Genomic DNA, 25,566 nt, shown 5'->3' with positions numbered 1-25,566 from the left:
GGTGATATAGGTGGCGCGTTTAAATCCACAACAAACAAGTTCTTCTACTTTTGCCACTCACACCTCAACACGTGCAGAAGAATCCCCACAAGACAAGCCGTCTACCTGTGAGCATACAACATCATTTATTCCTGGTGCCGTAGGAATTGTAGGACTTGGTCTGATTGGTGGATCGTTTGCAAAAGCACTCTGCCAAGACGCGCAAAAACTCTATCTCTTTAATAGAAACCAAGAGGTTATGAAGCAGGCATGTGCAGATTGTCACGCGCTTGTGCTTGATAATGAAAGCATATCTAAGTGCGAGCTTATCATTTTGGCAGCTTATCCTCATGCAAATGAAACATGGCTTGAGCAGCACGCAGACAAAATTTCACCAGATGCACTTGTCATTGACACAGGCGGCGTAAAAAGAACTACCTGCAAGCGCTGTTTTGCACTCGCACGCAATTATCCATGGGAATTTATTGGTTGTCATCCCATGGCAGGAACGCAATATTCAGGCTTTGCGCACGCGCGCGCAAACATGTTCCACCATGCTCCCATGGTGGTAGTTTTCCCCGATTTGTACAGCTCTAGACAACAAGAACAGTTGTGTTGGCGCCTACAAAAGCTCCTCGCATCGTGTAAGTTTGGAAGTTATCGCTGCACAAATGCTCAATTTCATGACCAGCAAATTGCATACACTTCTCAACTTGCTCACGTTGTTTCTAATGCTTATGTTAAAAGTCCTGCCGCACAAGCGCACAAGGGATTTTCTGCTGGTTCATATAAAGACCTCACCCGTGTGGCAAGGCTTAATGCCGATATGTGGACCGAGCTCTTTTTGGCAAATAAAGATAATCTTTCACACGAGATAAGCCTTATGATCTCTCATCTACAACAATACAAAGACGCCTTAGACAGCGCAGATGAACACATGCTTCATCGTTTGCTCGCGGAAGGCGATGCGTTAAAAAAGAAGGCAGAACAATCATGAATGACCTTACCACTGTACAGGTATCAACACCTTCACACTCATATAAGGTGTATGTTGGCTCAGCTTTTTACGATTCCATAGGGAACTATCTTGTACCTCTTATGAAAGCTACCAAGATTTGTATTGTAAGTGATGATCATGTATATCCTCTGTATGGGTCTTGTATTACGCAGTCGCTTACAAACGCAGGTTATCACGTATCTCATATAGTCATTCCTCATGGTGAAGCACATAAAAATATCCAGACACTCTCGTTTCTCTTAGAAGAACTTGCCGCAGCCGAGCTTACGCGCGACGATGCAATTCTTGCGTTGGGTGGAGGCGTTGTAGGCGATATTGCTGGATTGGCGTCTGCTGTTTATCTCCGAGGAATTAAGCTTATCCATGTGCCAACCTCGCTGCTATCAATGGTTGATTCTTCGATAGGAGGAAAAACCGCTATTGATCTTAAAGCTGGAAAAAATCTTGCAGGCACCTTTACACAACCTGTTGGCGTTTTTGTTGATACATCGGCTCTTGCTACCCTTGATCGCAAGCTTTTTTGCGATTCATGGGGCGAAATTCTTAAATATGCAGTTATTGCTGACAAAAACCTGTGGCATCTCTTAACTACTCATAATCAGGTGGAACTTTACGGCAAAGAACATACTCAAGGAGTACCTCAAGACCTACACCAACTTGGTGAAATTATTAAGCGCTGTATCGAAATAAAAAGTTCTGTTGTAAGCAAAGACGAAACTGAAGGCGGTCTAAGACAAATTCTTAATTTTGGACACACCATTGGCCATGCCATTGAGGCAGCAATGAACTTTGAACAAGGGCACGGATCATGCGTTGCAGCAGGTATGTGCTGTATCGCACGCGCCGCCTATCACGAAAATCTGTGTAGCGCGCAAACAATGAACGAAATCATCGATCTTGTAAGCAGCTATCAACTCCCCACTACTACCAATATAAAAACAGATGTTCTCTATCACTATGCAACGCACGATAAAAAACGTCATGGTAATTCGATAAATGTTGTTATCCCCCAAGAAATTGGACAGGTATATATCCAGCGTATGTCGCTCGACGAATTTAAGGCGTTTCTTTCGTACGCACGTGCGTAGCTACACGTGCTCGCTTAACTTATGCGCCTAAGCTTACAAAGCGGCGCAAAATGTCCGCGTCATGATACTTTTATCTACAACAACTATGCGGTCAAAAATGGCTACAAATCGAGTATGATGTAATGAATAAAAATTGATAAAAGTTTGAGGTTTACATGAATGTAGTTATTCAACCGCATGGTTTACAAGGTACCGTAAGCGCAATAGCGTCTAAGTCGATGGCACACAGACTTCTTATTTTAGCTGCCTCAACGTCTGCAATTGTAGATATAAATTGCTCAAGTACCTCGGATGATATACAAGCAACCATTGAGTGCTTAGAAGCGCTTGGCGCATGTATTACTCGTACCACCTTAGGATACCGTGTGCGCGGCATGTTTTTTGCAAGTCAAAGCTCTCTTGCGGATACCAAAGCCACATTCACAGATAACTCAAGCACAACAGGTGATACCCCTGCCATCCTCAATTGTGGTGAATCAGGCTCAACACTTAGGTTTATGCTTCCCGTAGTTGCTGCACTTGGAAAACATGCATATCTTGTTGGTCAAGGAAGACTAGCTACGCGCCCCCTTGAACCTCTGTATTCTGAACTTTGTGCTCACGGGTGCTTCTTATCCGAACAAGGATCATTTCCCTTAGAAATAAAAGGGAAGCTCTCAGGTGGTGTGTTTCATATACCAGGTAACGTTTCGTCACAATATATAAGTGGACTCTTACTGGCAGCAGGAATTGCACAGCTTCATCTAGAAATTATCGTTTCAAAGCCGTTTGAGTCAAAATCATATGTAAAGATGACAATCGATGCGCTTGAACAGTTTGGAATCAACGTAGCACAAACGCAAGAGCACGATGAACAAGGGCAGGAGTTTATACGTTTTAGCGTAGATAAACAAACACTGTCCTTGCCACGTCAGTGTTTAACTGTTGAAGGCGATTGGTCGGGAGCGGGTTTTTGGTTATGTGCAGCAGCTTTGGGTAATCCTTTGCGCATGAGCGGACTTTCACTTACATCTTCACAAGGTGATAAAGCAATTCTTGCGTGTTTGGCGGCTTTTGGTGCGCGTACACAAAAAACTGCATCGTATATAGAAGTTGGCTCAAAGACACTCAGACCTGCAACGCTTCCACTTGACGATATAGTTGATTTAGCACCGCCTTTAGCGGCACTTGCATGTTTTGCAAACGGAACCACCAAACTTACGCATGCATCGCGTTTGCGGCTTAAAGAGTCCGATAGAATTTTAAGCATAACCACAACCCTGCAAAACATGGGTGCAGATATAAGCTCTGACGCTGATACCATCTACATTCATGGCCACGGTATGCTTGACGGTGGCGAAGTTGAGTGTTTTCGCGATCACAGAATTGCAATGATGGCAACCATAGCAGCTGCGTATGCTCAACACCCTACTACGATACATGGCGCCGAATGCGTGCGAAAATCATATCCAACCTTCTTTGAAGATTTTGTACAGTTAGGCGGATATCTAGAAACAAAGGATGACTAATGCCTTCTCAATTTGGAACAACACTGACTGTTTCGGTATTTGGACAATCACACAGCGAAGCTATCGGATGTGTTATTAACGGCTTTCCTGCTGGTATGAAGCTTGACAGAGAACTTCTTGCCAAGTTTTCCGCACGAAGAAAACCAGGAAGCGCGCCGTGGTCAACACCTCGTCAAGAAGCCGATGAGATACATTTTGTAAGCGGACTTAATAAATCAGATCAAACATGCGGAGCCCCAATATGTGCTTTTATAGCTAATACCAATACGCACGCAAGCGCTTATAAACCACTTGAGCATATCTATCGCCCAGGACACGCCGATTTTTCGGCCGATCAAAAATGGAAGGGTGTACAAGATATCTACGGTGGCGGACATTTTTCGGGAAGACTTACTGCTCCTTTATGTATTGCAGGCGCGCTAGCAAAGCAATACTTAAACTCAAAAGGCATACGCGTATATGCTCATATATCATCAGTTGGTGATGTATACGATACGAGCTTTTGTGCCTTTGATACCACAGAAAACGGGCAACAGACGCTTGCAAACCAGCTACGCCATTTAGATGAACTTCACACACAAAGCTACCAAACACACGAGCAACACCTCAGCACACTCAATGCAGACGCTGCCCACCATATGCAAGAGCTCATTGAAGCCGTACATCGCGAGAAAGACTCCATAGGTGGAAGTATTGAGTGCGTAGTATGTGGGGTACCCGAAGGCGTGGGCTCACCCATGTTCGACGGACTTGAGAACATGTACGCACGGGCGTTATTTGGCATACCTGCAGTTAAAGGCGTTGAATTTGGAAAAGGATTTGGGGCTTCTACTATGCGCGGCTCTATGCATAACGATGCATATTTTTGGGATGAAACGCATAAGCACGTGGTAACACATACTAATTTTGCTGGAGGTATGTTAGGTGGCATAAGTACGGGAAATCCTATATTGGTGCACGTAGGCATTAAGCCAACGCCTAGTATTGCACGTCTGCAACATTCGGTAGATACGCAGAATGGCAAAGAAGTAGATTTAGAAATCCGCGGGCGTCACGATCCTTGTATTGTACCGCGCGCATGCGTGGTAGTAGAGGCCGTGTGCGCACTGGTAACACTTGACGCTCTTATAAGCTATCCTGCAGGTACGAGCACACCCAACAATAACGCATAGAAGGATCATATGAAGGCAAACGACGATACACTCACTGCACAAAGAGATCAAATTGACGCAATAGATACTAAGCTTGTGCAGCTCATAACGCAACGTTTAGACTGCGTACAAGCCATTGCTGCCTACAAAAAAGAACACGGTTTAGCTGTGCTTGATAGCAATCGCGAGCGCCGCGTGCTGGAGCGCATTGCCGGCATGACTCCGCAAGATCTTATCGAGCCCATGCAAACACTGTTTCAGATTATTATGCACATTGCAAAAATACGTGAATATACACATATGAACTCCGAAACATCAGAGCTTATGCGCATAACCAAGGCCATACAGAAAAACTCCAACCAATTGTTTCCTGCGTTTGCTCATGTAAGTTGCCAAGGAATTGAAGGAGCTTATCAGCAGCTTGCAGCAGATAAACTGTTTAAGCATGCAACGCTTAACTACTATCCGCATTTTGAAGACGTGTTTCAATCAATAGAAGACGGCGTATGTACCTATGGAGTAATACCTATAGAAAACAGCTATGCAGGGTCGGTTAACCAGGTGTTTGAGCTTATGCACCGCTATCAATTCTCAATTGTCAGAACATGCAGGCTTAAAATTGAGCACAATCTTTTGGCAAAAGCTGGGAGCACGCTTGAACATATTACGCACATCTATAGCCACGAACAAGCACTTGCTCAGTCTTCTCATTTTATTGATACGCTCAAGCATGTTGAAATTCACACGGTAAAAAATACTGCTGTTGCTGCGCAAATGGTTGCATCGTCACCAGATTCAAACTGTGCCGCACTTGCAAGTAAAAACTGCGCGGAAATTTATGGTTTAGACGTGCTTAAAGAAGATGTTCAAGATAGCAGCAACAACTACACGCGCTTTGCGTGTATTGCACGAAATCTCGAAATCTTTCCAGGAGCAGATCGCACATCGCTTATGCTGATAGCATCGCATAAACCAGGAAGTTTGTACAAAATTCTCGCAACGTTTTATACCTTGGGTATCAATATTATAAAACTGGAAAGTAGACCAATCCCCAACCACGACTTTGAGTTTATGTTCTATTTTGATATTTCGTGCTCACCTTTAGCTCCAGAGTTTCCTCGCCTTATGGAAACACTTACGCAAGAATGTGTTGAGGTTCGCTACTTGGGTAGCTATACGGAGGTTATATAAAAATGGCTCAAAATACAACAAAAATTTATGGCCTATTGGGGCAAACGCTTAAACATAGCTGGTCGGATGTAATTCATAAAGAGCTTGGCTCGTATCCGTATAGCTATTTTGAAAAAGAGCCACATGAAGTTGAAGACTTTATAACTCATGGAAACTGGGATGGCATAAACGTTACCATTCCATATAAACGCGCTGCGTATGAGTGTGCAGATAAAGCCGACGAGCTTGCATGTCGTTTAGGTGTTGCTAACACGCTCGTAAAAAGAGATGGATGCGTATATGCATATAACACCGACGTGTATGGTTTTTCGTGGTTACTTGAGCATTTTTGTACAACGCAGCTCAAAAGCAGCGTAGAAGACGTCATTGCTCAGCGCGACGTCTTGGTATTAGGAGCAGGAGGCGCTTCTCAAGCCGTTCAGGAGGCCTTGCGCGCCTATAATGCTTGTATTCATGTGGTAGATCGCGAGGGCGAGCTTACCTACCAAACCATGTATGAGCGCGTGCCCAACGCAGTGCTTATTGTTGGCGCAACACCTGTTGGTATGTATCCCAACTGTCCTGCTTCGTTGATAGACACAGGTGGACTTGCAAAATTCTCTCAGCTCAAAGGCGTTATCGATGTTGTCTATAATCCCAGTATTACAGGAATTTGCCTTAATGCCGAGCGCCTTCATACCCCCTCCCAAACAGGACTTCCTATGCTGGTAGCACAAGCCGCAAAGTCATCGGAATACTTCCAAAATACGCACATAGATACAAAGGTCATTACACGTATAAGTACCAAGCTTATGCATCAACAAAAAAATATTGCCTTTATTGGTATGCCAGGCGTTGGAAAAACTTCTTGTGCGCGGTGTATAAGTGCCTCAACAGGACGTGCGTTTGTAGACTTAGACGAAGAATTTGAGCAACACTGGCATACGCGTCCTGCCGATTTTCTCAAATCCGCAGGTGAGATGGCATTTAGAGAGAAAGAGTCTGAACTTCTTGAAACCTATAGCAAACAAAGCGGTTTAATTATTTCGTGTGGTGGCGGAATTGTATGTAGAGATAGTAATTACCAATACCTTCACCAAAATTCTGTGATTGTGTATCTCACACGCCCCTTAACCTCGCTTTCAGTGAAAGATCGTCCATTATCGCAAGCAAAAGGATTACAGCAACTTTATGAAGAACGTAAAGAAGCGTACGAACGTTGGGCCGATGTTGTGCATAATTGTTTAGGCTCTGCACAAAAAGATGCCCAAGCACTGATCAGTCGACTGGATATTGCGTAAAAGCACTATGGGGTTTTATACATCAAGCTTACGCATTCTCTGTGAAGACGTGTGCGCGGAGCATGAACTTTTGCGCTCCTAAAAGACTTAACCTACGTTAAGCCTTTTATTTTGCGCGCTGGCGTATAAAATCTTGCTAAGTCAAGCAAACATGAGAAGATTAAACGTAAAGTAAGCACCAAGCTTTTTTCGTTCTAACAAACGGGGTATATCGTGACCAATGAAGAAATAGCTGCCTCTATTATTGCGTGTTTAGGTGGCACTGGAAACATTCAAAGCAATGCATTGTGTATGACTCGTCTTCGTATACAAATCATCAAACCTTCATTGGTTGATGAAGCAGGTCTTAACGATATATCAGGCGTTTTAGGAAGCCTCAAACTTGGCGATCACGGTATAGAAATTGTATGTCGGCCAACGCTTGTACAAGCAATTTTTGAGTCTTTCTCTCGCTTGACAGGGCTTTCTAATAATTTTGAGATCCGTACACGCGCACGCGGTGGTGCAACCCTTAATAATTCTGAGGCTCTCAAAGTTCAGATAAGCAATCCTAAAGCATCTGTTCAAAGAACACAGGCACAGCAACTTAAACCTATGCTTCATCAAACCACCTTTGATCCACACCATGTAAACCGTATGACAAGTGAAGCCGAAGAACTTACTAAACTGTTGCTTGAAAACGATAAAAAAATTTCGCTTAATAAAATTGCGCATAGAAAAGCTTTGCATACCCGCAATGTTAGCGATGCAAACGGAAAACAACACAAGAAAACGCATACAGCGTCTAGTGAAAACGCGAGTAAACGTGAACCTAAAGATCATAATGCTTGTACCACGGAAGCACTACTTCCCTATCATATTTTAATTTTAAACGGCCCCAACATTAATATGCTTGGCATACGAGAGCCTGCGCTCTATGGGCGTAACTCGTATGAGCAGCTTATTCAGTTGTGCAAACACACGGCAAAAGAGCTTGGCTTTGCGTCGTGTAAATGCTATCAATCCAATCACGAAGGCGATCTTGTAGATATGATTCAGCAGGCGTATGGAAATTATCAAGGTATTGTATTTAACCCTGGTGCCTATACGCACACGTCTATCGCACTTCTTGACGCGCTTAAAGCCGTAAATATTCCAACAGTTGAGGTGCACATCACAAACATAGACGAGCGTGACGAGTTTCGCAAAATTTCTTATATACGCGCTGCGTGTTTCAAAAGCATTATTGGTGAAGGTATAGACGGCTATAAGCAGGCAATTTGTGCACTTGCAACAAAACTTAGCAGTAATGCCTAGCTAAAATCGCACGTTTAAGAGCACATATCCCAAAATAAAACAGCCGATGACGCAGCAACGTTAAGCGAATCAACGCCATGTTTCATAGGTATCATAACCAGCTGATCACATGCATCGATAACAGGTGTTGAAAGTCCTTTTGATTCGTTGCCAAAACAAAGTGCACAACGCTTATAATGCGAAAAGTCGACATCGTGCACATTTAAGGCGTCCTTGCGTAATGCGGCACCAAAAACCGTATAATCTGCAGATGAAAGGCAAGAAAACACGTCATAAGGCCAGCTAGAATTAGCCTGTATGATCGGCAATCTAAACACCGTTCCCATAGAAGTGCGCACACAACGCCTGTTAAATGGATCGGCGCAGGTAGGCGAACACACCACAGCATCAATGCCAAGAGCGCAAGCGTTACGTATAAGCGCACCAAGATTTGACACATCGCATAAGTCTTCCACCACAGCAATACGCGTATAAGAGTGCCAATCAACGGCGGCACTGGACAAAAGCGAAGGTCTGCGTACGCATGCATAATATCCACGACATACATTAAAACCTACAAGCTGAGACAAAAGCTCATGAGATGCAACATATATAGGCACATCGCCAAAAGCCGCAGGCGAAATGCTGCGCTCAAGATTGCTCAGATGCTTATCCCACACAAGCACAGATACAACCTCTACATGCAACTCAAAAACAGTTTGTAGCACCAAAAGTGATTCGCAAATGACAAAAGAATCCCCTGGATGAGCTATGTTTTTAAGCTCGCGATTTGAAAGGCTTACATAAGGAGCAAGCTCTTTGACGTTAAGGTTGGTAACGTGTTGAATATTCATGGTGCATAAACGCAATTCTAAAAGGGAAACTTGCCATTACCAAAAGGATTCTTGGCAGAGCCCATACCACCAAAATTTCCTAAATTGGGCAACGACCCACCCATGCCTGGCGCACCAAAAGGATTAGCTCCACCAGATGAGACGCCCATCTGACGCATCATATCTTTCATTTGACGCAATCCACGCTTAGCGCCTGCGCCACCTTGGGTAAGTTGACGCATTTTGCTCATCATCTTATTCATTTCGCCCCATTGACGAAGCAGCTGGTTAACCTCTTGAACAGTTCTACCGCTACCTTCTGCAATACGACGTCTACGCTGACCGTTGATAATTTTTGGACGCAGTCTCTCTTGTTTTGTCATCGAATAAATGATTGCTTCGATCTGTTTGATCTGAGCTTCACCCATGGTATCTCCAGCTTGGCGCAGTGCTTTATCGCCACCAGGAAGCGACGAAATAATCTTTTTAATGCCGCCCATTTTTGAAATCTGATGCATTTGATCAAGCATGTCATTCATGGTAAAGCCCTCACGCAGCATGCGTTCAGCTTGCTCGTAATCAGACTTTTGAGCAACCTTTTGAGCTTGTTCAATAATACCAACAACATCGCCCATGCCCAAGATACGTTTTGCCATGCGATCGGGATGAAACACCTCAAGTGATGATGGTTTTTCTCCCATAGAAACAAATTTAATGGGTTTACCAGTTACTTCTCTAACCGATAAGGCGCCACCGCCACGTGCATCACCATCGAGTTTAGACATGATAACGCCGTCAAAATCAAGACGCTTAGAAAACTCTTGAACAACGTTCACAATGTCTTGACCTGCCATAGCGTCTACGACCATCAAAATTTGTTCGGGCTTAACAGCATGTTTAATATCTATGGCTTCTTGCATCATTTCTTCGTCAATTTGCAAACGACCAGCCGTATCAACAATGACAACGTCTTTAAGATTGTCTATTGCATCTTGAACTGCCTCTTGAGCTACACGTATTGCATTAACTCCGTCACCTCTGTACACACGAACACCAATTTCTTCACCAAGTGTTTGCAATTGGTCGGCTGCGGCCGGACGATGTGTATCACATGCTGCAAGTAAGGGAGCATGACCTTGGTTTTTAAGCAAATAAGCAAGCTTTGCTGCAGCCGTAGTTTTACCTGAACCCTGAAGACCACAAAGCATAATAATATGAGGCGTACGATGCGGTGAAAAAGTGAGTTTTGATTCGGTAGTACCTAAAAGCGCGGTAAGCTCTTCCAAAACAACCGCAACAACATTTTGAGCCGCACTCAACGATTGCAATATATCGGCCGTTAAGCATTTTTCTTTACATGTTGCAACAAAATCTTTTACAACACGATAGTTAACATCGGCCTCAAGCAATGCCATGCGTATTTCTCTCATAGCATCATTGATATCACGCTCGCTCAACTTGCCTTTACCGCGCAAATGCGCAAACGTTTCTTGTAATCTATCTGAAAGGTTACTAAACACTATTTTTCCCCTTCGCTTGTACCGACTAAAGCAGCGCAAAATTCGTATGGATCAAACCTCTGCAAATCCTCAATCTGCTCGCCAACACCACAACGAACAATAGGCAGCTTAAGATCGTGAGAAATGCGCAGTGCAATGCCACCTTTTGCAGTGCCATCTAACTTAGTAACTATAATACCATCTAAACTCAACGATTCATGAAACTGTTGTGCCTGAACAAGTCCATTTTGGCCACAGGTTGCATCCAACACGAGTACAATTTTTACGGGCATAGAGGCACGTTTGCGCGAGATTGCAACAACTTTTTGGAGTTCTTTCATTAAGTCAATTGAGGTATGGAGCCTCCCTGCTGTATCAATAAGAACCAAATCGGTTGATTGCGCAGCTGCTTCTTCAAGCACATCATAACAAATACTAGCAGGATCGCTCCCTCGTTCGCGCGTTACCACGCGCACGCCTGCGCGCTTACCCCACACATCAAGTTGCTCAATTGCAGCTGCTCTAAAGGTATCAGCTCCACCAATCAAACACGAATGACCCGATTCTTTGCATACAAAGGCAAGTTTTCCAACTGTGGTAGTTTTACCTGCACCGTTAATGCCTACAAATACAATGCAGCCAGGATAGGTTGAAAACATGTCGTAATCGATGGTATAAAACTCTTGTGCAAGACGATCAATCAGCGCTTGTTGAATTTGAGCAGCTTGTGTATACCCCTTTTGAGCAGCTAAATCACGAAGATCATCGCAGATGCGCGCAGTAAGCTCTGCGCCCACATCCGCCATAACTAAACGATCTTCCAAATCGTCCCAAAAGTCATCATCAACGCAGGCGCCCATATAGAAAATTTCACTCAACGCTTCACGCGAACGAGCAAGTCCTGCTTTTAATCGCTCAGTAAAATTAAACATGTGATTCCCCTCTTACTTGTTAGTATGCGAAATACCCTCGGTCTGCAAAGCCTCACGTAAACGCTGGCTTACCACGTGGCTAACTCCATCGGCATGCATCGAAACACCGTAGAGCACATCCGCTTCCTCCATTGTTCTGCGTTGATGAGAAATCACAATAAGCTGCGTTGTTTTCTTAAGCTCGTCAATGGCATGTAACAGCTTAGAAAGATTTGCGTCATCAAGCGCTGCTTCAATTTCGTCAAATACATAAAATGGAACGGTACGGGTTTTATACACGGCAAACAACAGCGCAAGCGCACACAAGGATTTTTCGCCACCGCTCATAAGCATCATATTGCGAATTTTTTTACCTTGTGGTTGTGCAATAATTTCTAAACCAGCGTCTTGGATAGAATCTTGATCACACAGCTCCAAATGCGCTGATCCGCCTGGGAACAAAATGGAAAAAATTTGTACAAAGTTTTGGTTGACCTGCTTAAACGTTTGTAAAAATTGTTCTTTCATTTTGTGTTCAATAGCACGAGTAATTTTTTTGAGCGACTGGCGCGCAGACTCAAGATCTTCAATTTGTGAGCTGATATACTCATAGCGTTTTTTGGTGGCTTCGTAATTTTCGGGCGCAGCTGAATTAATGGGCCCTAAAGTATTAAGCTCGGCTTCAATATGAGCAATCTGACGCTCACACAAACTTCTGTCTTGAATATGAGGTAAATCAAGCGCATCGTCTAACGAATAACCAAATTCGGTAATCTGCGTAAGCGCATGTTTAACTTCAACCTCAAGGCGCGTTTGCTCAACACGAAGATTGGACTCCTGCGATTTTGCGTGTTCAAGCTCTGAAGAACTCTTATCAAGGCGCGCGCGTGCTTCGGCAACGGTTTTCTTAAGAGAAGCAGAATCCGCCTCGGCAAGCGTAGCTGAACTTTTAAGCTTTTGCGACCATGCCTGAACAAGCTCGAGTAATTGTTGATAGAGATTATACAGCGGCTCAACGCGATACCTCATACGATCAAGCGTAAACGCACTTTGTTCGTACTCGCCTATGGTTTGACTAATAAGCGCAAGATCTTTATCAATACGCGTGCTACGTGCATCTCGATGGTTTTTTCGCTCCTGCGCGCGTGCAAGCTTAAGTTTAAGCTCACTCACCTCTTTTTCAAGACGATTTTCTAAGCGAGATGTCTCGTTACGTTTTTGCACGCTTTCCTCATATGTATCATGGAGGTTTTCAACTTGAGTGCTAGCCTCTTTAAGCTCATGCGTTTGCTTTTGGAGCTTTTCGCGCGTGAGTTTATCGTCTGATTCAAACGATTGCTGTTTTGTTTTAAGGCGGCTCAGCTGCTCTTGAGTAAGTTGCTGGTTCTTTTGAATTCGTTCACGTTCGCGTGCAAGCGATGACGATTCGCCGTTGAGCTGGGCGGTTGTTTGTCTAAGCGTTGCCACTTCAGTTGAAAGTGCAGATATGCGCTCATCAAGAGAGGAGATTGTGGCAGCACATGCATCTTGCTTAGTTTGGATATCTTTTTCTTGCTTGTTTAACGAACGGATGGTTCGCTTAAGAGCAAGCATTGAGACAGAAACAGTATGAATGAGCGAAACACAACGTCCATCGGCGTATAAGCATGAGCCATCTTTTGAAATAAAGGTAAGTTCGGGATATTTTTTGTGCAGCTCATAGGCATGTTGCAAGGTATCGGCAAAAAACACGGTACCCGTAAGCGCAAAAAGTATGCTTTTATACGAAGCATTAACATCCAAAGCGTCAAAAAGCGACGTACCACACGCAGCATACGTAGTGCGAATCTTGTCATGCGCTGTTTGTACATCTGTATCGGTAAGCGCAGGCATTGGATACAAAACAAGGCGTCCTTTTTGAGAAGAACACGAGGTCATCATATGTAATGCTGAATTGGTATCTTTGACGATGAGCATAGACAATACGTCAGACAAATAGGCTTCTACAAGCGTTTCGTACTCGGTTGGAACACGACACACATCTAAAAACGTAGCTAGAATATCTGGCGAAAATGTCTTTTTTACATAGCTTAGTCGCTGCGAAGCATGTTGAGCAGCCTCTACTTGTGAGGTCTTAGCAACAAGCTCGCCGCGAATCTTAAAGAGTTTGCGATCAAGCTCTGCCTTTTGCGTAGATGCTGCTGCTTTTTGTGCAGAAGCCTCATCCAATAAATGCTGTTTTTGAGAAAGTTCTTCGGTTTTTTCCTTAAGCTGAGCGCTTGTTGACGTCATTCTTTCATCGAGAGCAGATTGTGCTTGCTCGTTTTGCTTGATAGTATCTTGTAATTCAGAAAGACGTTCAGAAAAAAGTGCGCGCTCAGTTTGAGTTCGCTTTAAGCGTTCTTCTAAAGTAGCAACAGAAATTTGTAAGGCATCACGCTGACGTGTAGAGTGCTTTACCTGGTCATTTAAGCTGTTACACGTACGAGAATACTCCATCCGCTTAGATTTTGCTGACGCAAGCTGAGGCTCTTTTTCGGCAAGTGAGCCAAGATAAAACTCAATCTCACCATGAGACTCGGCTTGAGAATCCATCAGCTCTTGTTTTTCTTTTAACAAATCCTGCTTGGTGTGTTCTTGTGCGCTCATGTTACGGCGAAGCTCGCTTAAATGCTTCACCATATTTTTGCCCTTCTCTTCAAGCAGGCGCATATCCGAATCCATACGACCAGCAATATCATGAAGACGGCGACGTTGTTCACTTAAATCGCCTACAAACAAGCCTTTCTGTTCAAGCAAAACTCTATACGATTCCAGCGACTTTTGAGCCTCTTGTTTTCTAAATTCAAGGAGTTCAACCGATGCATTTGCCTCTTTTAACTCGGATGAAAGCTGCTCATAACGAGCTTTAAGCGCCGACAAATCGTCTACTGCGCACATCGTTTTACTACGCTGTAACACAGAAGTTAACTCGCGCGCGCGGTTTGCAACGCCCATTTGTTTTTCGAGGGGAAGCAGCTGTTTATGGATCTCACGTTTAACGTCTTTTATCCGATTAAGGTGAGTTGCCATAAGCTCAAGTTTTTTTTCGGCAAGTTTTTTACGCCGCCGATGCTTTGCAATACCTGCAGCTTCTTCAATTAAATCACGGCGATCTTGAGGCTTTGAAACTAAAATAGCATCAAGCTTTCCTTGCGAAATAATAGAATGCGTTTCTTTACCAAGTCCAGAATCGTGCAGAATATCGTTAATATCGCGCAAACGGGCAGCAGCACCATTGATGAGATATTCGCTTTCGCCCGAACGATACATACGGCGCGTAATAGCAACATCGGTAAAATCAATAGGAAGCGTGTGATCAGAATTATTAAGTACAAGCGTTACCTCGGCAAAACTTACAGCATCACGCTTGGATGAGCCTGCAAAGATAACATCTTCCATGGCTTGGGCGCGAAGGTTGCGCGGACCTTGTTCGCCTAAGACCCACAGCATAGCATCGGATACATTCGATTTGCCCGATCCATTAGGACCCACCACAACAGTTAAGCCAGGGTCAAAAATCATCTCGGTTTTATCGGCAAAGGACTTAAATCCTTTAAGCGTTAAAGACTTAAGATACACAAGCTACACCTCTCACAACGATCAGTATCTCAAATGTAGCATAACGCTTAAAGCGTGTGCGTGTACAATGGTAAAGCGCATTAAAAAAGGCAAATCATTGTGAGCTTAGCTATGCTTACAAAAGACGCTATGCCTCATCATCAACGTCGAGCTTATCTAAAGCCGACAGAGCCGCTATACTTTGAGATTCTTTCTTGGACGAGCCAGTGCCCCTACCCATCAGCTCACCATCTACAAAGACAGCAGAGGTAAACTGTGGAGCATGAGCTGGACCTGTTTCGTCCTCAAGCTCATACACAGGCGCAATATGAAAACGCTTTTGGCAAACTTCTTGAAGACGGCTCTTAGGCGAAATAGGATGCTTTGCAAGTTCGGGCACCATGTACGGCGTAAGGGTTCGGCGAATAAATTTGACCGTAGGCTCGTAGCCAGCTTCTAAATAAAGAGCACCAACCAGCGATTCATACACATTTTCCAAGGCGGAGGTGAATCCACGCACACCCGTACCTTTTTCGGAGTCACCAAAGATAATACATTCGCCTATGCCTAATTCCTCGGCAACCATCGAAAGTGTTTTTCCGCTTACCAGCGAAATTTTCATGCGTGTAAGCGCACCTTCATCCATACCAGGAAATTTTTCGAACATATCGGTAGCAACAATAGCTCCCAAAATTGAATCACCTAAAAACTCAAGGCGCTCATAAGAAGCAGAAACAGGAAGCCCCTCTACTGCAGAAGGATGTGTAATAGCAGCTTGAATGAGCTTTTTGTTTTCAAAGGTATATTCAATAATTTGTTCCGCATGCTTAATTCGCGCTTCAACAGACATATAAAGCCTCTTTAGTACCTATTGCGCGTTGACAATAGCGTCTACCGCATCGTTTATAGTTTTTATATTTTGTAAAATATCGTCATTAAGTGTAGAGCCAAATTCGTCTTCAAAAGCTGTAATAAGCGATAGAAGATCAAATGAATCTGCACCTAAATCCTTAAATTCTGTTTGAGGAGTTAAAGATTGTTTATCAACATCAAGTTCGGTACTGATAATGTTTGTAACCGTCTCAAAAACTTGAGATGAGTCCATATAAATCTCCTTATTACCTGTAAAATACGTATGCTAAAAAAATTAGTTTAGCAAAGCTTAAAACTACATACGTTCTATTTTATAGATAATAACGAGAAAAACATGCTTAAAAGCACGATATACATTTAAGATTCACGGACAAGATCAGAAGCAATTTTGCTGGCAAGATTACTTCTTATTGCATGAGCGCATGCAAGTGTTCCATGCTTAATGGCTGCAACCGAAGTTGAACCATGGCCTATGAGCACCGGTGCTTTAAGTCCTAAAAGCATGGCGCCACCTTGTTCTTCTCCAGATAAGTCAACCGCGATACGTTTAAGCGCACCTTTTGCCAAAGAAAGACCCACCGCATATCCCATATTTTGAGCGGCTTGACCTTTAAGCTGCGTATACAAATATTTAACGGTGCCCTCGATCATTTTAAGAACAACATTGCCCGTAAAACCATCGGTTACCACAACATCTACCTTGCCTGCCAAGATATCAGAGGATTCACAATTGCCGCTAAACCAAGGGCCTGCCTCGGCAAGCGCTTTGTGAGCTGCAATAACTGCTTCGGAACCTTTTGTTGGCTCGGTACCATTGGACAAAAGTGCTACAGATGGATCCTTAACATGCAAAATATTACGAGCATATGCACGACCCATATAAGCAAACTGTACAAGCGTAGCTGGACGTGCATCGGCATTGGCACCAAGATCAAGAAAAACTGTTTTTTTGCCGCTTAATCCAGGAACTGCATAGGCAATAGCTGGCCGCTTAATAGTACGAATACGACCGATTTCCAAAGTTGCAGCGGTAAAAATTGCACCCGTTGAACCAGCAGAAAAAAATCCCTGTGCGCGACCGTCTTTTACCGCACGGCAACTACACACAATACTGGAATCGCGCTTGGTTCGAACAGCAGTAGCAGGGTGCTCTTCCATACTAATAGTTTGCGTGCAAACCAAAGGCTGCGTACGCGCATGCGTAGCACAAAAAGGCTCTACAACTTCAGGTAATCCTGCAACAAGAACCTGAAGCTCGGGGTCACTGACAAGCGCCTGGTGAATACCTTCGAGAACAACATCACTAGACTCGTCCCCACCCATTGCATCAACGCAAACTGTAACCATGGTCTACTCCAAACTTTGAGTTACGGTACTTTTCAAACACGCAAATGAGCACTGAACACATAAAAAAGAAAGGCCGATCCGAGTAAGGACCGACCTGCTCATAGGCTTTAGTGCAAAATTACTCGGTAACAACTACTTCGCGATCTTTGTAGTAGCCACAGTTAGAGCAAACGTGATGTGGAAGCTTAACAGCATTGCACTGAGGACATACTGAACGAGCTGCTGCTTCGAGCTTGCTGTTTGCTGAACGACGTGTATGAGTTGCGCCACGACCCTTTTTTTGCTTAGGAACTGCCATCATTAACCTCTCTTAAAACATCATAGCGTCAGGCGAATGAACTCCTGAGCGGCATCTATTAAAAATACGCAAGAATGTACTATACCATGTTTTATATGGTATACGCCTAACATTTCCTTATACCATCAGAAATTTTACATGTACTCACCATATAAACAAGTCTTATGCGCAAACATAACAAAATTATCACGTACCTAGACGCACCAAGTGCTGATAAGAGTGCGCTGTGTTGACGCGTGCGTGAGGCGCGTATTTAGCTAGCGCATTTGTACGCGTTCGCGCGCGTAGCAATCGTTAGCTCGCTTGGTTACTTGAGATCAGAAGAAGAAAGTAGCTTCTTTAATTTAGCAAGCTCTTGCGCATTATGAGATTGAGGCTCTTCTGACGCGTTATGTGCCAAGCGCTCTGCACAACGACATTGAGTGTGATTAAGGTTGCAACCGCACTCAGAACACAAACCTTTGCATTCATCAGAACATAAAATAACATAAGGCGTTTCCATGAGTAATACCGATTCAAGCGCATGCGTCAAATCAAGTGTGTTATCAGCAGACACAAGCTCAAAATCGAGTTCGTCTTCATCAGAAGATAGGGGCGTTTGCTCAGGCTCTTCAAATAAATAATACTGGTCAACTTCGCCTTCAAGCGTAAAGGCTGCCTTGTCAAGACAGCGATCACAGGTGCCCTCAACCGTGCACGAAAGGATACCTGTTACAAAAATACCTTGACCAGCATTCGTTAAATCAAGCGAATACTCAACACCTTGAGGCAACACAAAATGGTGCGCACCCAACGTATATGAGTCTTCATCAACATGACCTGTAAGATGCACCGAGCTTCCGCGCTGCGAAAGTCGCTCATCTAAAATTGCAACGGTTTTTTTCATAAGGTACCTAAAACACCTGCTTGAATACAATTACCACGTAACGTTATTAGATTGATTGCGGTCACCAGAGTTTTCATTGAGCGTTTGGCGCACGCGTGTTACGGAGTTGGTAAGGGATTTAAGATTTTCTTCTAGATGCGCTAAAACGGTATCAGCATATTCTTCTGCATTGTAGCGCGTGTCACGTTCGTATTGATCTGCCTGAGCTTTAACTTCTTCGGCTTTTTGTTGGGCAATACGAACAATCTCTTGGTCACTTGCTAAAATAATAGCCTGTTGCTGAGCATCGGCAACAATAGAGTCAGCCTGTTGCTGAGCACGTTCAAGTGTTTCGTTTTCTTCTTTAACAATACGACGTGCGTCAGTAAATTCTTGGGGAAAAACACGACGAATCTCATCGAGAATTTCATAAACATCGTTTTCATCAACGATTTTTTTACCTTGACCAGCAGCAAACGGTGTTTTGGCTTCGCTTACCATTGATTCAAGTTCATTAACAAGGCTCTCGATTTCTTCACCCGGCTGCATACTGGGCTCCTTTCAATCCTATGAATGATCAATAGGTTCACTTTAACTTCATTTTTGACCATACATTTTTATCTTAACAGATAAAAACATAAAACGAAGGGAGATTTTTCCATATTGCATACAGTTCCATAAGCTTTACAACCCCAAACGCAATTGAGAGACTTTCACGCGAGGTTGCGTGTTATCTTTTCGCGCTAACCCTCGCACTACCACCCTCTTGGACGAGCTCTTGCGTTACTTGTCGTGCAAGCTCTCGCACGTTCCTCTTGCACTACCCTTTCGCACTACCCTCTTGCACGAGCTTACGCTACTTATGATACAAGTGTTGTAAAACGCATGCAGGCACCATCATGCTTACATCGGCACCCATACTTGCTATTTCGCGCACAACCGAGGACGAAATAAAACCGTACTTGGGGTTACTCATCACGTAAATGGACTCAATATCGGGATTCATACGTGTATTAAGGTCGGATTGTTGAAGCTCGTATTCAAAATCGGTCATAGCGCGCAAGCCTTTTACCACAGCTTGTGCACCTATTGACTTGACAAACTGAACAAGGAGACCTTCAAACGGATACACATTTACATCGTTTAGATGTGCTTCGTCAAGCGAGGCGCGCACCAACTCGACACGGTGTTCAAGCGAGAAGGTAGCGCCCGTTTCGTTTTTGCGCGCTGACAGCGCAACAGCCACACTTACCTGCGGAAACATTTTTCGCGCGCGGCGAATAACATCAAGATGGCCAAGCGTTATAGGGTCAAAAGTACCAGGAACTACCACATGAGAAATTTCTGTATTCATAGCACTCCTTTTTTTATGTGTATCAATATTTGCACGTATATCAACAAATGTTTGCTACAAATTATGTGCAGACACACGAAAAAGACTTACCTGCGTAATACCGTGAGTTTTCTCGCGCACAAGCTCAAGCGTGGCAAAGTGGGTGCGGATACTTTTTTCAAGTGTGGTATGTTTTTCGTGCTCGTAGACTACAAGCGCATGCAAATCAAGCACATGCGCCAAACTTAATGCATCAAAAAGCTTACATACCTCATCTGGCTTATAGGCATACGGTGGATCAAGCAGTACACAATTAATTGGGTGCTTAATACGCTCAATGAGGGTGTGATTCATGCAATCACCGTACAACGCCGTAAACGTGTTTGGCTCGCATCCAAGGTTTTGCGCGTTGGTTTGCAAAATCTTAAAAGCATTGCGATCTTTTTCGATAGACGCCAAATATGCTGCACCTTGCGACATAAGCTCAAAACCCAAAGCTCCCGATCCTGCAAATGCGTCCAAAACGTACGCGCGCGCCAAGTCCAAATCAAACTCATGCTTAACCATAGACGCTATAGACTCACGCAAGCGCGAAGTAGTTGGACGCGTGACGTTTCGTCCCTGCAAAGTAATGAGCTCTTTACCAGCCCAAACTCCACTTACAATACGCATATGGTTCCTTTCAAGAGAGCTTTATGAGTTAATACACGGCGCGGACGCAGCGGACGGCGCTGACGGCGCGAAGGGCGAGGACGCAGCGGACGGCGTAGGTCCAAAGGTTCACAGTTCAAAGCGCTAAAACCCGATACCTTTAAGTTCTTCAAAATAAGCTGGAAAGCGCACGTGCATTTCATGCACCAGTGCTCGATGTTGGACTTGCGATAGATCAGGATCGCTGTCCAACAGCTCGCCCACATCGCGGTGAGCCGCCTCAATAAGATCCATATCGCGCACCATATCACAAACACGCAGCGTAAGCGTACCGCTTTGACGATAGCCTAAAATGTCGCCCTCGCGTCTTAGTTCCAAATCTTTTTGAGAAAGTTCAAAGCCATCAAAGGTGTTCTCCAAAATACCAAGCCTCTGTCGAGCTAAACTATGCTTTTTTGAAGCGGTCACCAAATAAACCTGTGCCGCAAGACTGCCTCGGCCAACACGACCACGCAGCTGGTGAAGCGTTGCAAGCCCAAAGCGATCGGCGTCAAGGATAATCATAGCACAGGCACGCGGAACATCCACGCCTACCTCAACAATGGTTGTTGCCACCAACACGTCAAGCTTATGCGCCCTAAATTGACTCATAACCCTATCTTTTTCATCGCTGTCCATGCGACCTGTTAAAAGACCAATTCGATAAGCGCTAAAACTACTACGCTTGAGAGCTTCAAACGTTTGTTGTGCACTGTGCAGCGTCTGCGCGGAAGACTGCGCATTGGGAGCAATGTCATCAACCGTGGTACGCGCGTCTTGATTGTCGATAAGTGGACAAATAATATAAGCTTGCTGACCTTGCTCAATGCATGCGGCAACAGCATCATAGGCAACGGATACATTTTCGTTTGCTAATACGTTTGTGATTACGTTTGCTGTAGAAAACGGCTTATGTTTAATAAAAGAGCAGGTTAGATCGCCGTAAAACGAGAGCGCCAACGTACGTGGAATAGGAGTTGCGCTCATGGCAAGTAAATCGGCAAACGGAGATTTTTGTCTAAGCGCAAGACGCTGATGTACGCCAAAGCGGTGCTGCTCGTCGATGACGATGTAGGAAAGCTTGTGAAATTGCACATCATCAGACAAAAGCGATGTAGTACCAAAAATGACCTGAACCGACCCCGTTTGTAAGCCGCTCAGAATATCGGCGCGCTCGGACTTTGTTGTTGCGGACGTTAAAAGTGCCCACGAGATAGACAATTTAGTAAGGAGCGTGCCTATTTTTTCGGCATATTGCTGAGCTAACACAGAGGTTGGCGCAAGCATGGCAGCTTGCGTGGATGTGTCGGCGCAAACAGCAAAACCAAGGGCGCAAACAACGGTTTTTCCCGTTCCAACATCACCAAGTAACAGCCTATTCATGCACGTTTTTGCCTGCATATCATGTAAAAGGTCATGAGCTGCACTTTGCTGCTCTGCGCTCAATTCAAACGGCAACGCCTTATAAAAGTTTTTGAGGTGGCTTCCGTTAATACAGTGTTGTATGGGGTCTTGAGTATCCTCAACAGAAGTGCGCGCGCGAAGTGCAAGCTGAAGAAAAAACAGCTCGTTATATGCAAAACGGCGCCGCGCAGCTTCTTGTGCACGCATCGATGTTGGCATGTGTATCTGCTGGATAGCAGTTGAATATCCCATCAAACGATTACGCGCAAGATACACAGATGGTATGCAATCTACCAGCGGCAAAATTTTATGCAAACATATTTTAATAATGCGTCGATACCACGCAGCGGATAAGCCGTCGCACAGTGCATAAACAGGCAAAATATGCGTATCAAGGCGAGTTGTGGCCACGGGCTGAGGCGCGCTTGTATCTTGAGCATGTGCTCCTGTTGCGTGGGTATTTGCAGTGCGAGCGTTCGTTGTATGAGTATCGACTGCGTGATCGTCAGAAGTACGGGTATCGGCTGCATGGATAAGCTCAATAAACGGCGAATTCATGCACTTAAAACCATACGAATATTCGACTTTACCCAAAAGCGCAACCACGTCGCCTACATGGTAGGCTTTTGCAAGCCAGGGCTGCCTAAAAAACGAAATGCGCATGATACCTATAGTATCGGTTACATACATCTCAACAATTGAGAGATGCGGACGCGGACGCTTAAGATTAATTCGATCAATAACACACGATATGGTAACTGTGTCATTTACCGCTGCTTCAAGAATAGAAACATGCCGCGAAAAATCAAGGTACCTACGAGGGATACGCAATATAAAATCGCGCAGAGTGTGGATACCAAGATTAGAAAACAGTTTTGCGCGCGCAGGCGTTACATAGGCCAACATACCAAGCGGCGCGTCAAGCGCACAAGACGCTGCAAGACGCGGTGATGCCTCGGATATATGCAGTTGAGTATCCACAGACGCCTTATTCGAGCGAGAAAATCACAGGATAAAGCGGTTGCTCTCCGCGTTGCGGATCTACGTCAAGCGAGGGGAACTTATCTTCTATTTTTTCTACCAGATCGTCAAAGCTTGCTTGATCCATATCTTTACCAGCCAAGATAGTTAAGGTATCGCTTTCTTCTTCGTCCATCATACGAGCAATAACTTCAAGCGTTACGCTGCATACGTCGTGTCCAACCACATCGATGGAACCACAGGCAATACCCATCACATCGCCTACATGGATGGGCGTACCATCAGAGGCTGACGAATCGCGAACGGCACGGGTTATCTCGCCGTCTCTAATGAGGGAAAGTTGATCGGTCATTTGTGACACAAGTTCATCAAAATCTTTACTCAAATCAACGCAGAACATGCAAGAAAATGCTTGCAGAACGCTTTTAGTGGGAACAACCTTTGCAACGCAGGTAGTAACTGCCTGAACTGCTGCTTCGGCAGCCATGCGAATATTAGAGTTGTTAGGCAATACAACTACCTGACGAGCATGAGTTGCCTCGATAGCTTTAAGAATATCGGCCGTAGAGGGATTCATGGTTTGCCCGCCAGAGATAATTTGGTCAACACCTAATGATGTAAGAATTTCTGCTTGGCCACTACCAGCTGCAACCGCAACAAAGCCTACGTCCTTTAACGGTGTGTTAGAAGCAGCTGATGTAGATGCCGCGGCTCCAGCGACAAAATCATCACCGTGGACAAGAACTTTGTCATCGCGGATGGCGTCCGTTCGTTCGTGAGCCTCTAGATCCATATTGTGTACAAACACATTATATATTTGACCACGATGCAACATATGGCGCAAAACATAATCGGGACGATTAGTGTGAACATGAATCTTAAAATCGGGATAGCTTCCTACCAAAAGTTCACAGTCACCTTGGGACGCAAGGAATTTGAGATGGGTTTCGGGGTTAAAGTCTTCTAAATCGGCATGGAACAAAAACTCGGTGCAATAACGATACTGAGAGCCTTCCCAATCTTCGTTAACCGCAATATCAACCGCATTTGATACGTGGGCTTTAGCGTCTTTGGTATCTTGGGCATCGTGGGCATCGACCGTAGTCTTAAAATTGGTAAGCTGCTGATCTTTACCGTTATAAGCATTTACAAAGGCTTCGATAAAAGTTGCAAAACCAAAAGCGCCCGAATCCACTACCCCGTTCTCTTTAAGCACGGGCAATAAATCGGGTGTGCGTGCAACGGATTCATATGCTTCAACCACAATTGCATCAAGGAGCTCTTGCTTGGTTGCGTGTTTTTGCTCAAGCTTATCGGCGCAAAGCGACACGTCTTTTAAAACGGTAAGAATGGTGCCTTCAACGGGCTTTCTTACAGCCTTAAATGCAACTTTTACGCCGTTTCGTAAGGCTTTTGCAATGTCTTCTACGCTTAGAGCTTCGTCGGATGCGCCAACAAGACCTTCACTAATACCGCGCAAAATTTGGCTGGTAATAACGCCAGAATTACCGCGCGCGCCCATAAGTGATCCGTGCGTAATTGCATGTGCTATATCTTCCATCGACGCATCTTGAGGCAGGTCTTCCACCTCTTTTACCACAGTTTGAAGCGTAAGCGACATGTTTGTTCCCGTATCTCCGTCGGGAACGGGAAATACGTTAAGCTTGTTAATTTCATCAGCTTTGTTTGCAACCGCTTGAGCTGCAACGGGAAAGCAGGTACGAATCACATGAGAAATCATATCAGTGGAATTCCTTTAATTCATAGACGGTTATCCAATACTTGAGCAGGTGCGGGCGCGAGCGTGGCAGTGCTAAGCCTTTCGCGCGGTTGGCGTGCTGCTGGCGCTGAGCGCTGTGCGATGCTTGTGCGCGCTTTGCACGATGCTCGCGCTGTTTGCACCAGTACGCTCCAAGCAAGGTGCGCAGGGTCAACGGGAGCGGTCGCGACGGGTGCAACGCGCGGCGCGTAGCACGTGGCACGCGACAAACTCGTACGCAAGGCGTGCAGCAAACGCGTTAATGCTGCAAGCACACCTGCAACACGCGATCAGGCGCGTATGCCTTCAATAAATACACGAACTTCTACGTCGTTAAGCTCGGCAATCTTTTTTAAGATAAATTGAGTGGCACTGATTAAATTTTTAGAAACCGAAACCAGGTTGACTCCTTGCTCAACAATGACGTGCAGCGATACAACTGGATGGTTGTCTTTAGTTTCTACGTCTACACCTTTACGTAAGCGATACATGGGTAAGAGATGCATTATGCCGTCTTGCTGATCGAGAGCAGCCATTCCCACTACACCGTAGCATTCAAGAGCTGCATGACCTACCAAATCGGCAATGCAATCGTTTGAAACTTTAAGCGTTCCACAAACGACTTGTGACATACGAAAGTCTCCTCTCGTCTTAAGCATGTTTACATATAGCAATTGTAACGCATTCATTCAATAATCATAAGG

Annotated in this window: 22 protein-coding genes; 7 read left to right on the top strand and 15 right to left on the bottom strand. The window is 44.6% G+C overall.

Going from position 1 to position 25,566, the window contains the following annotated elements; genetic code table 11:
* The first annotated feature begins 10 nt into the window (after positions 1 to 10).
* The 7 genes from AC5GD6_RS03340 to aroQ all read left to right on the top strand — a co-directional run bounded on the left by AC5GD6_RS03340 (position 11) and on the right by aroQ (position 8,511).
* Entirely contained in the window at positions 11 to 976 is a 966-nt protein-coding gene (locus AC5GD6_RS03340) for a prephenate dehydrogenase (protein ID WP_491846234.1), read from the top strand.
* Positions 973 to 2,085, top strand: coding sequence for a 3-dehydroquinate synthase (aroB, locus tag AC5GD6_RS03335; RefSeq protein ID WP_491846233.1), 1,113 nt, complete (start codon positions 973 to 975; stop codon positions 2,083 to 2,085). The genes AC5GD6_RS03340 and aroB overlap by 4 nt, the downstream gene beginning before the upstream one ends.
* Before the next feature lie 155 nt (positions 2,086 to 2,240).
* Complete coding sequence (gene aroA / locus AC5GD6_RS03330; RefSeq protein ID WP_491846232.1) at positions 2,241 to 3,593, top strand: 3-phosphoshikimate 1-carboxyvinyltransferase; 1,353 nt, start codon at positions 2,241 to 2,243, stop codon at positions 3,591 to 3,593.
* Positions 3,593 to 4,765: a chorismate synthase gene (aroC, locus tag AC5GD6_RS03325; protein WP_491846231.1), complete on the top strand. Its 1,173-nt coding sequence runs from the start codon at positions 3,593 to 3,595 to the stop codon at positions 4,763 to 4,765. The genes aroA and aroC overlap by 1 nt, the downstream gene beginning before the upstream one ends.
* Positions 4,766 to 4,774: 9 nt before the next feature.
* Positions 4,775 to 5,935, top strand: a complete 1,161-nt coding sequence (locus tag AC5GD6_RS03320) for a bifunctional chorismate mutase/prephenate dehydratase (protein ID WP_491846230.1) — start codon at positions 4,775 to 4,777, stop codon at positions 5,933 to 5,935.
* 2 nt (positions 5,936 to 5,937) lie between these two features.
* Complete coding sequence (locus AC5GD6_RS03315) at positions 5,938 to 7,215, top strand: shikimate kinase (protein WP_491846229.1); 1,278 nt, start codon at positions 5,938 to 5,940, stop codon at positions 7,213 to 7,215.
* Between the two features lie 213 nt (positions 7,216 to 7,428).
* Positions 7,429 to 8,511, top strand: a complete 1,083-nt coding sequence (gene aroQ, locus AC5GD6_RS03310; RefSeq protein WP_491846228.1) for a type II 3-dehydroquinate dehydratase — start codon at positions 7,429 to 7,431, stop codon at positions 8,509 to 8,511.
* A gap of 14 nt (positions 8,512 to 8,525) precedes the next feature.
* Here aroQ and AC5GD6_RS03305 read toward each other — a convergent pair whose 3' ends face one another.
* The 15 genes from AC5GD6_RS03305 to AC5GD6_RS03235 all read right to left on the bottom strand — a co-directional run bounded on the left by AC5GD6_RS03305 (position 8,526) and on the right by AC5GD6_RS03235 (position 25,494).
* The gene (locus AC5GD6_RS03305; protein ID WP_491846227.1) at positions 8,526 to 9,344 is read right to left on the bottom strand and encodes a TrmH family RNA methyltransferase; all 819 of its coding nucleotides are present in this window, start codon (positions 9,342 to 9,344) and stop codon (positions 8,526 to 8,528) included.
* A gap of 17 nt (positions 9,345 to 9,361) precedes the next feature.
* Entirely contained in the window at positions 9,362 to 10,843 is a 1,482-nt protein-coding gene (gene ffh, locus AC5GD6_RS03300; RefSeq protein WP_491846226.1) for a signal recognition particle protein, read from the bottom strand.
* Entirely contained in the window at positions 10,843 to 11,754 is a 912-nt protein-coding gene (ftsY, locus tag AC5GD6_RS03295; RefSeq protein ID WP_006303029.1) for a signal recognition particle-docking protein FtsY, read from the bottom strand. Before ftsY ends, ffh begins: the two co-directional genes overlap by 1 nt.
* 12 nt (positions 11,755 to 11,766) lie before the next feature.
* On the bottom strand, positions 11,767 to 15,333 hold the full coding sequence (smc, locus tag AC5GD6_RS03290; protein ID WP_491846225.1) for a chromosome segregation protein SMC: 3,567 nt from the start codon (positions 15,331 to 15,333) through the stop codon (positions 11,767 to 11,769).
* 127 nt (positions 15,334 to 15,460) lie between these two features.
* On the bottom strand, positions 15,461 to 16,162 hold the full coding sequence (gene rnc / locus AC5GD6_RS03285) for a ribonuclease III (protein WP_276770037.1): 702 nt from the start codon (positions 16,160 to 16,162) through the stop codon (positions 15,461 to 15,463).
* Between the two features lie 18 nt (positions 16,163 to 16,180).
* On the bottom strand, positions 16,181 to 16,417 hold the full coding sequence (locus tag AC5GD6_RS03280; protein WP_006303034.1) for an acyl carrier protein: 237 nt from the start codon (positions 16,415 to 16,417) through the stop codon (positions 16,181 to 16,183).
* 125 nt (positions 16,418 to 16,542) lie between these two features.
* Positions 16,543 to 17,532, bottom strand: coding sequence for a phosphate acyltransferase PlsX (gene plsX, locus AC5GD6_RS03275; RefSeq protein ID WP_303870516.1), 990 nt, complete (start codon positions 17,530 to 17,532; stop codon positions 16,543 to 16,545).
* Between the two features lie 118 nt (positions 17,533 to 17,650).
* Complete coding sequence (gene rpmF, locus AC5GD6_RS03270; protein ID WP_006303036.1) at positions 17,651 to 17,830, bottom strand: 50S ribosomal protein L32; 180 nt, start codon at positions 17,828 to 17,830, stop codon at positions 17,651 to 17,653.
* Between the two features lie 307 nt (positions 17,831 to 18,137).
* Positions 18,138 to 18,716 carry a YceD family protein gene (locus AC5GD6_RS03265; protein ID WP_416428144.1) on the bottom strand — a complete coding sequence of 193 codons (579 nt, stop codon included), beginning with the start codon at positions 18,714 to 18,716 and terminating at the stop codon, positions 18,138 to 18,140.
* A gap of 30 nt (positions 18,717 to 18,746) precedes the next feature.
* Positions 18,747 to 19,244 carry a hypothetical protein gene (locus AC5GD6_RS03260; protein ID WP_006303038.1) on the bottom strand — a complete coding sequence of 166 codons (498 nt, stop codon included), beginning with the start codon at positions 19,242 to 19,244 and terminating at the stop codon, positions 18,747 to 18,749.
* Between the two features lie 307 nt (positions 19,245 to 19,551).
* Entirely contained in the window at positions 19,552 to 20,049 is a 498-nt protein-coding gene (gene coaD, locus AC5GD6_RS03255; protein ID WP_353584707.1) for a pantetheine-phosphate adenylyltransferase, read from the bottom strand.
* A gap of 54 nt (positions 20,050 to 20,103) precedes the next feature.
* Entirely contained in the window at positions 20,104 to 20,700 is a 597-nt protein-coding gene (locus tag AC5GD6_RS03250) for an RsmD family RNA methyltransferase (protein WP_420027371.1), read from the bottom strand.
* Between the two features lie 123 nt (positions 20,701 to 20,823).
* Positions 20,824 to 23,103, bottom strand: a complete 2,280-nt coding sequence (locus tag AC5GD6_RS03245; RefSeq protein ID WP_491846224.1) for an ATP-dependent DNA helicase RecG — start codon at positions 23,101 to 23,103, stop codon at positions 20,824 to 20,826.
* Positions 23,104 to 23,110: 7 nt separating this feature from the next.
* Positions 23,111 to 24,844, bottom strand: a complete 1,734-nt coding sequence (locus tag AC5GD6_RS03240) for a DAK2 domain-containing protein (RefSeq protein ID WP_491846223.1) — start codon at positions 24,842 to 24,844, stop codon at positions 23,111 to 23,113.
* A gap of 308 nt (positions 24,845 to 25,152) precedes the next feature.
* Positions 25,153 to 25,494 carry an Asp23/Gls24 family envelope stress response protein gene (locus tag AC5GD6_RS03235; RefSeq protein WP_048597085.1) on the bottom strand — a complete coding sequence of 114 codons (342 nt, stop codon included), beginning with the start codon at positions 25,492 to 25,494 and terminating at the stop codon, positions 25,153 to 25,155.
* Positions 25,495 to 25,566 lie beyond the last annotated feature (72 nt).

This window comes from Fannyhessea sp. (assembly GCF_986145555.1).
Note: the sequence above shows the minus strand (reverse complement) of the source record. Positions and strands in the feature narration are given on the sequence as shown.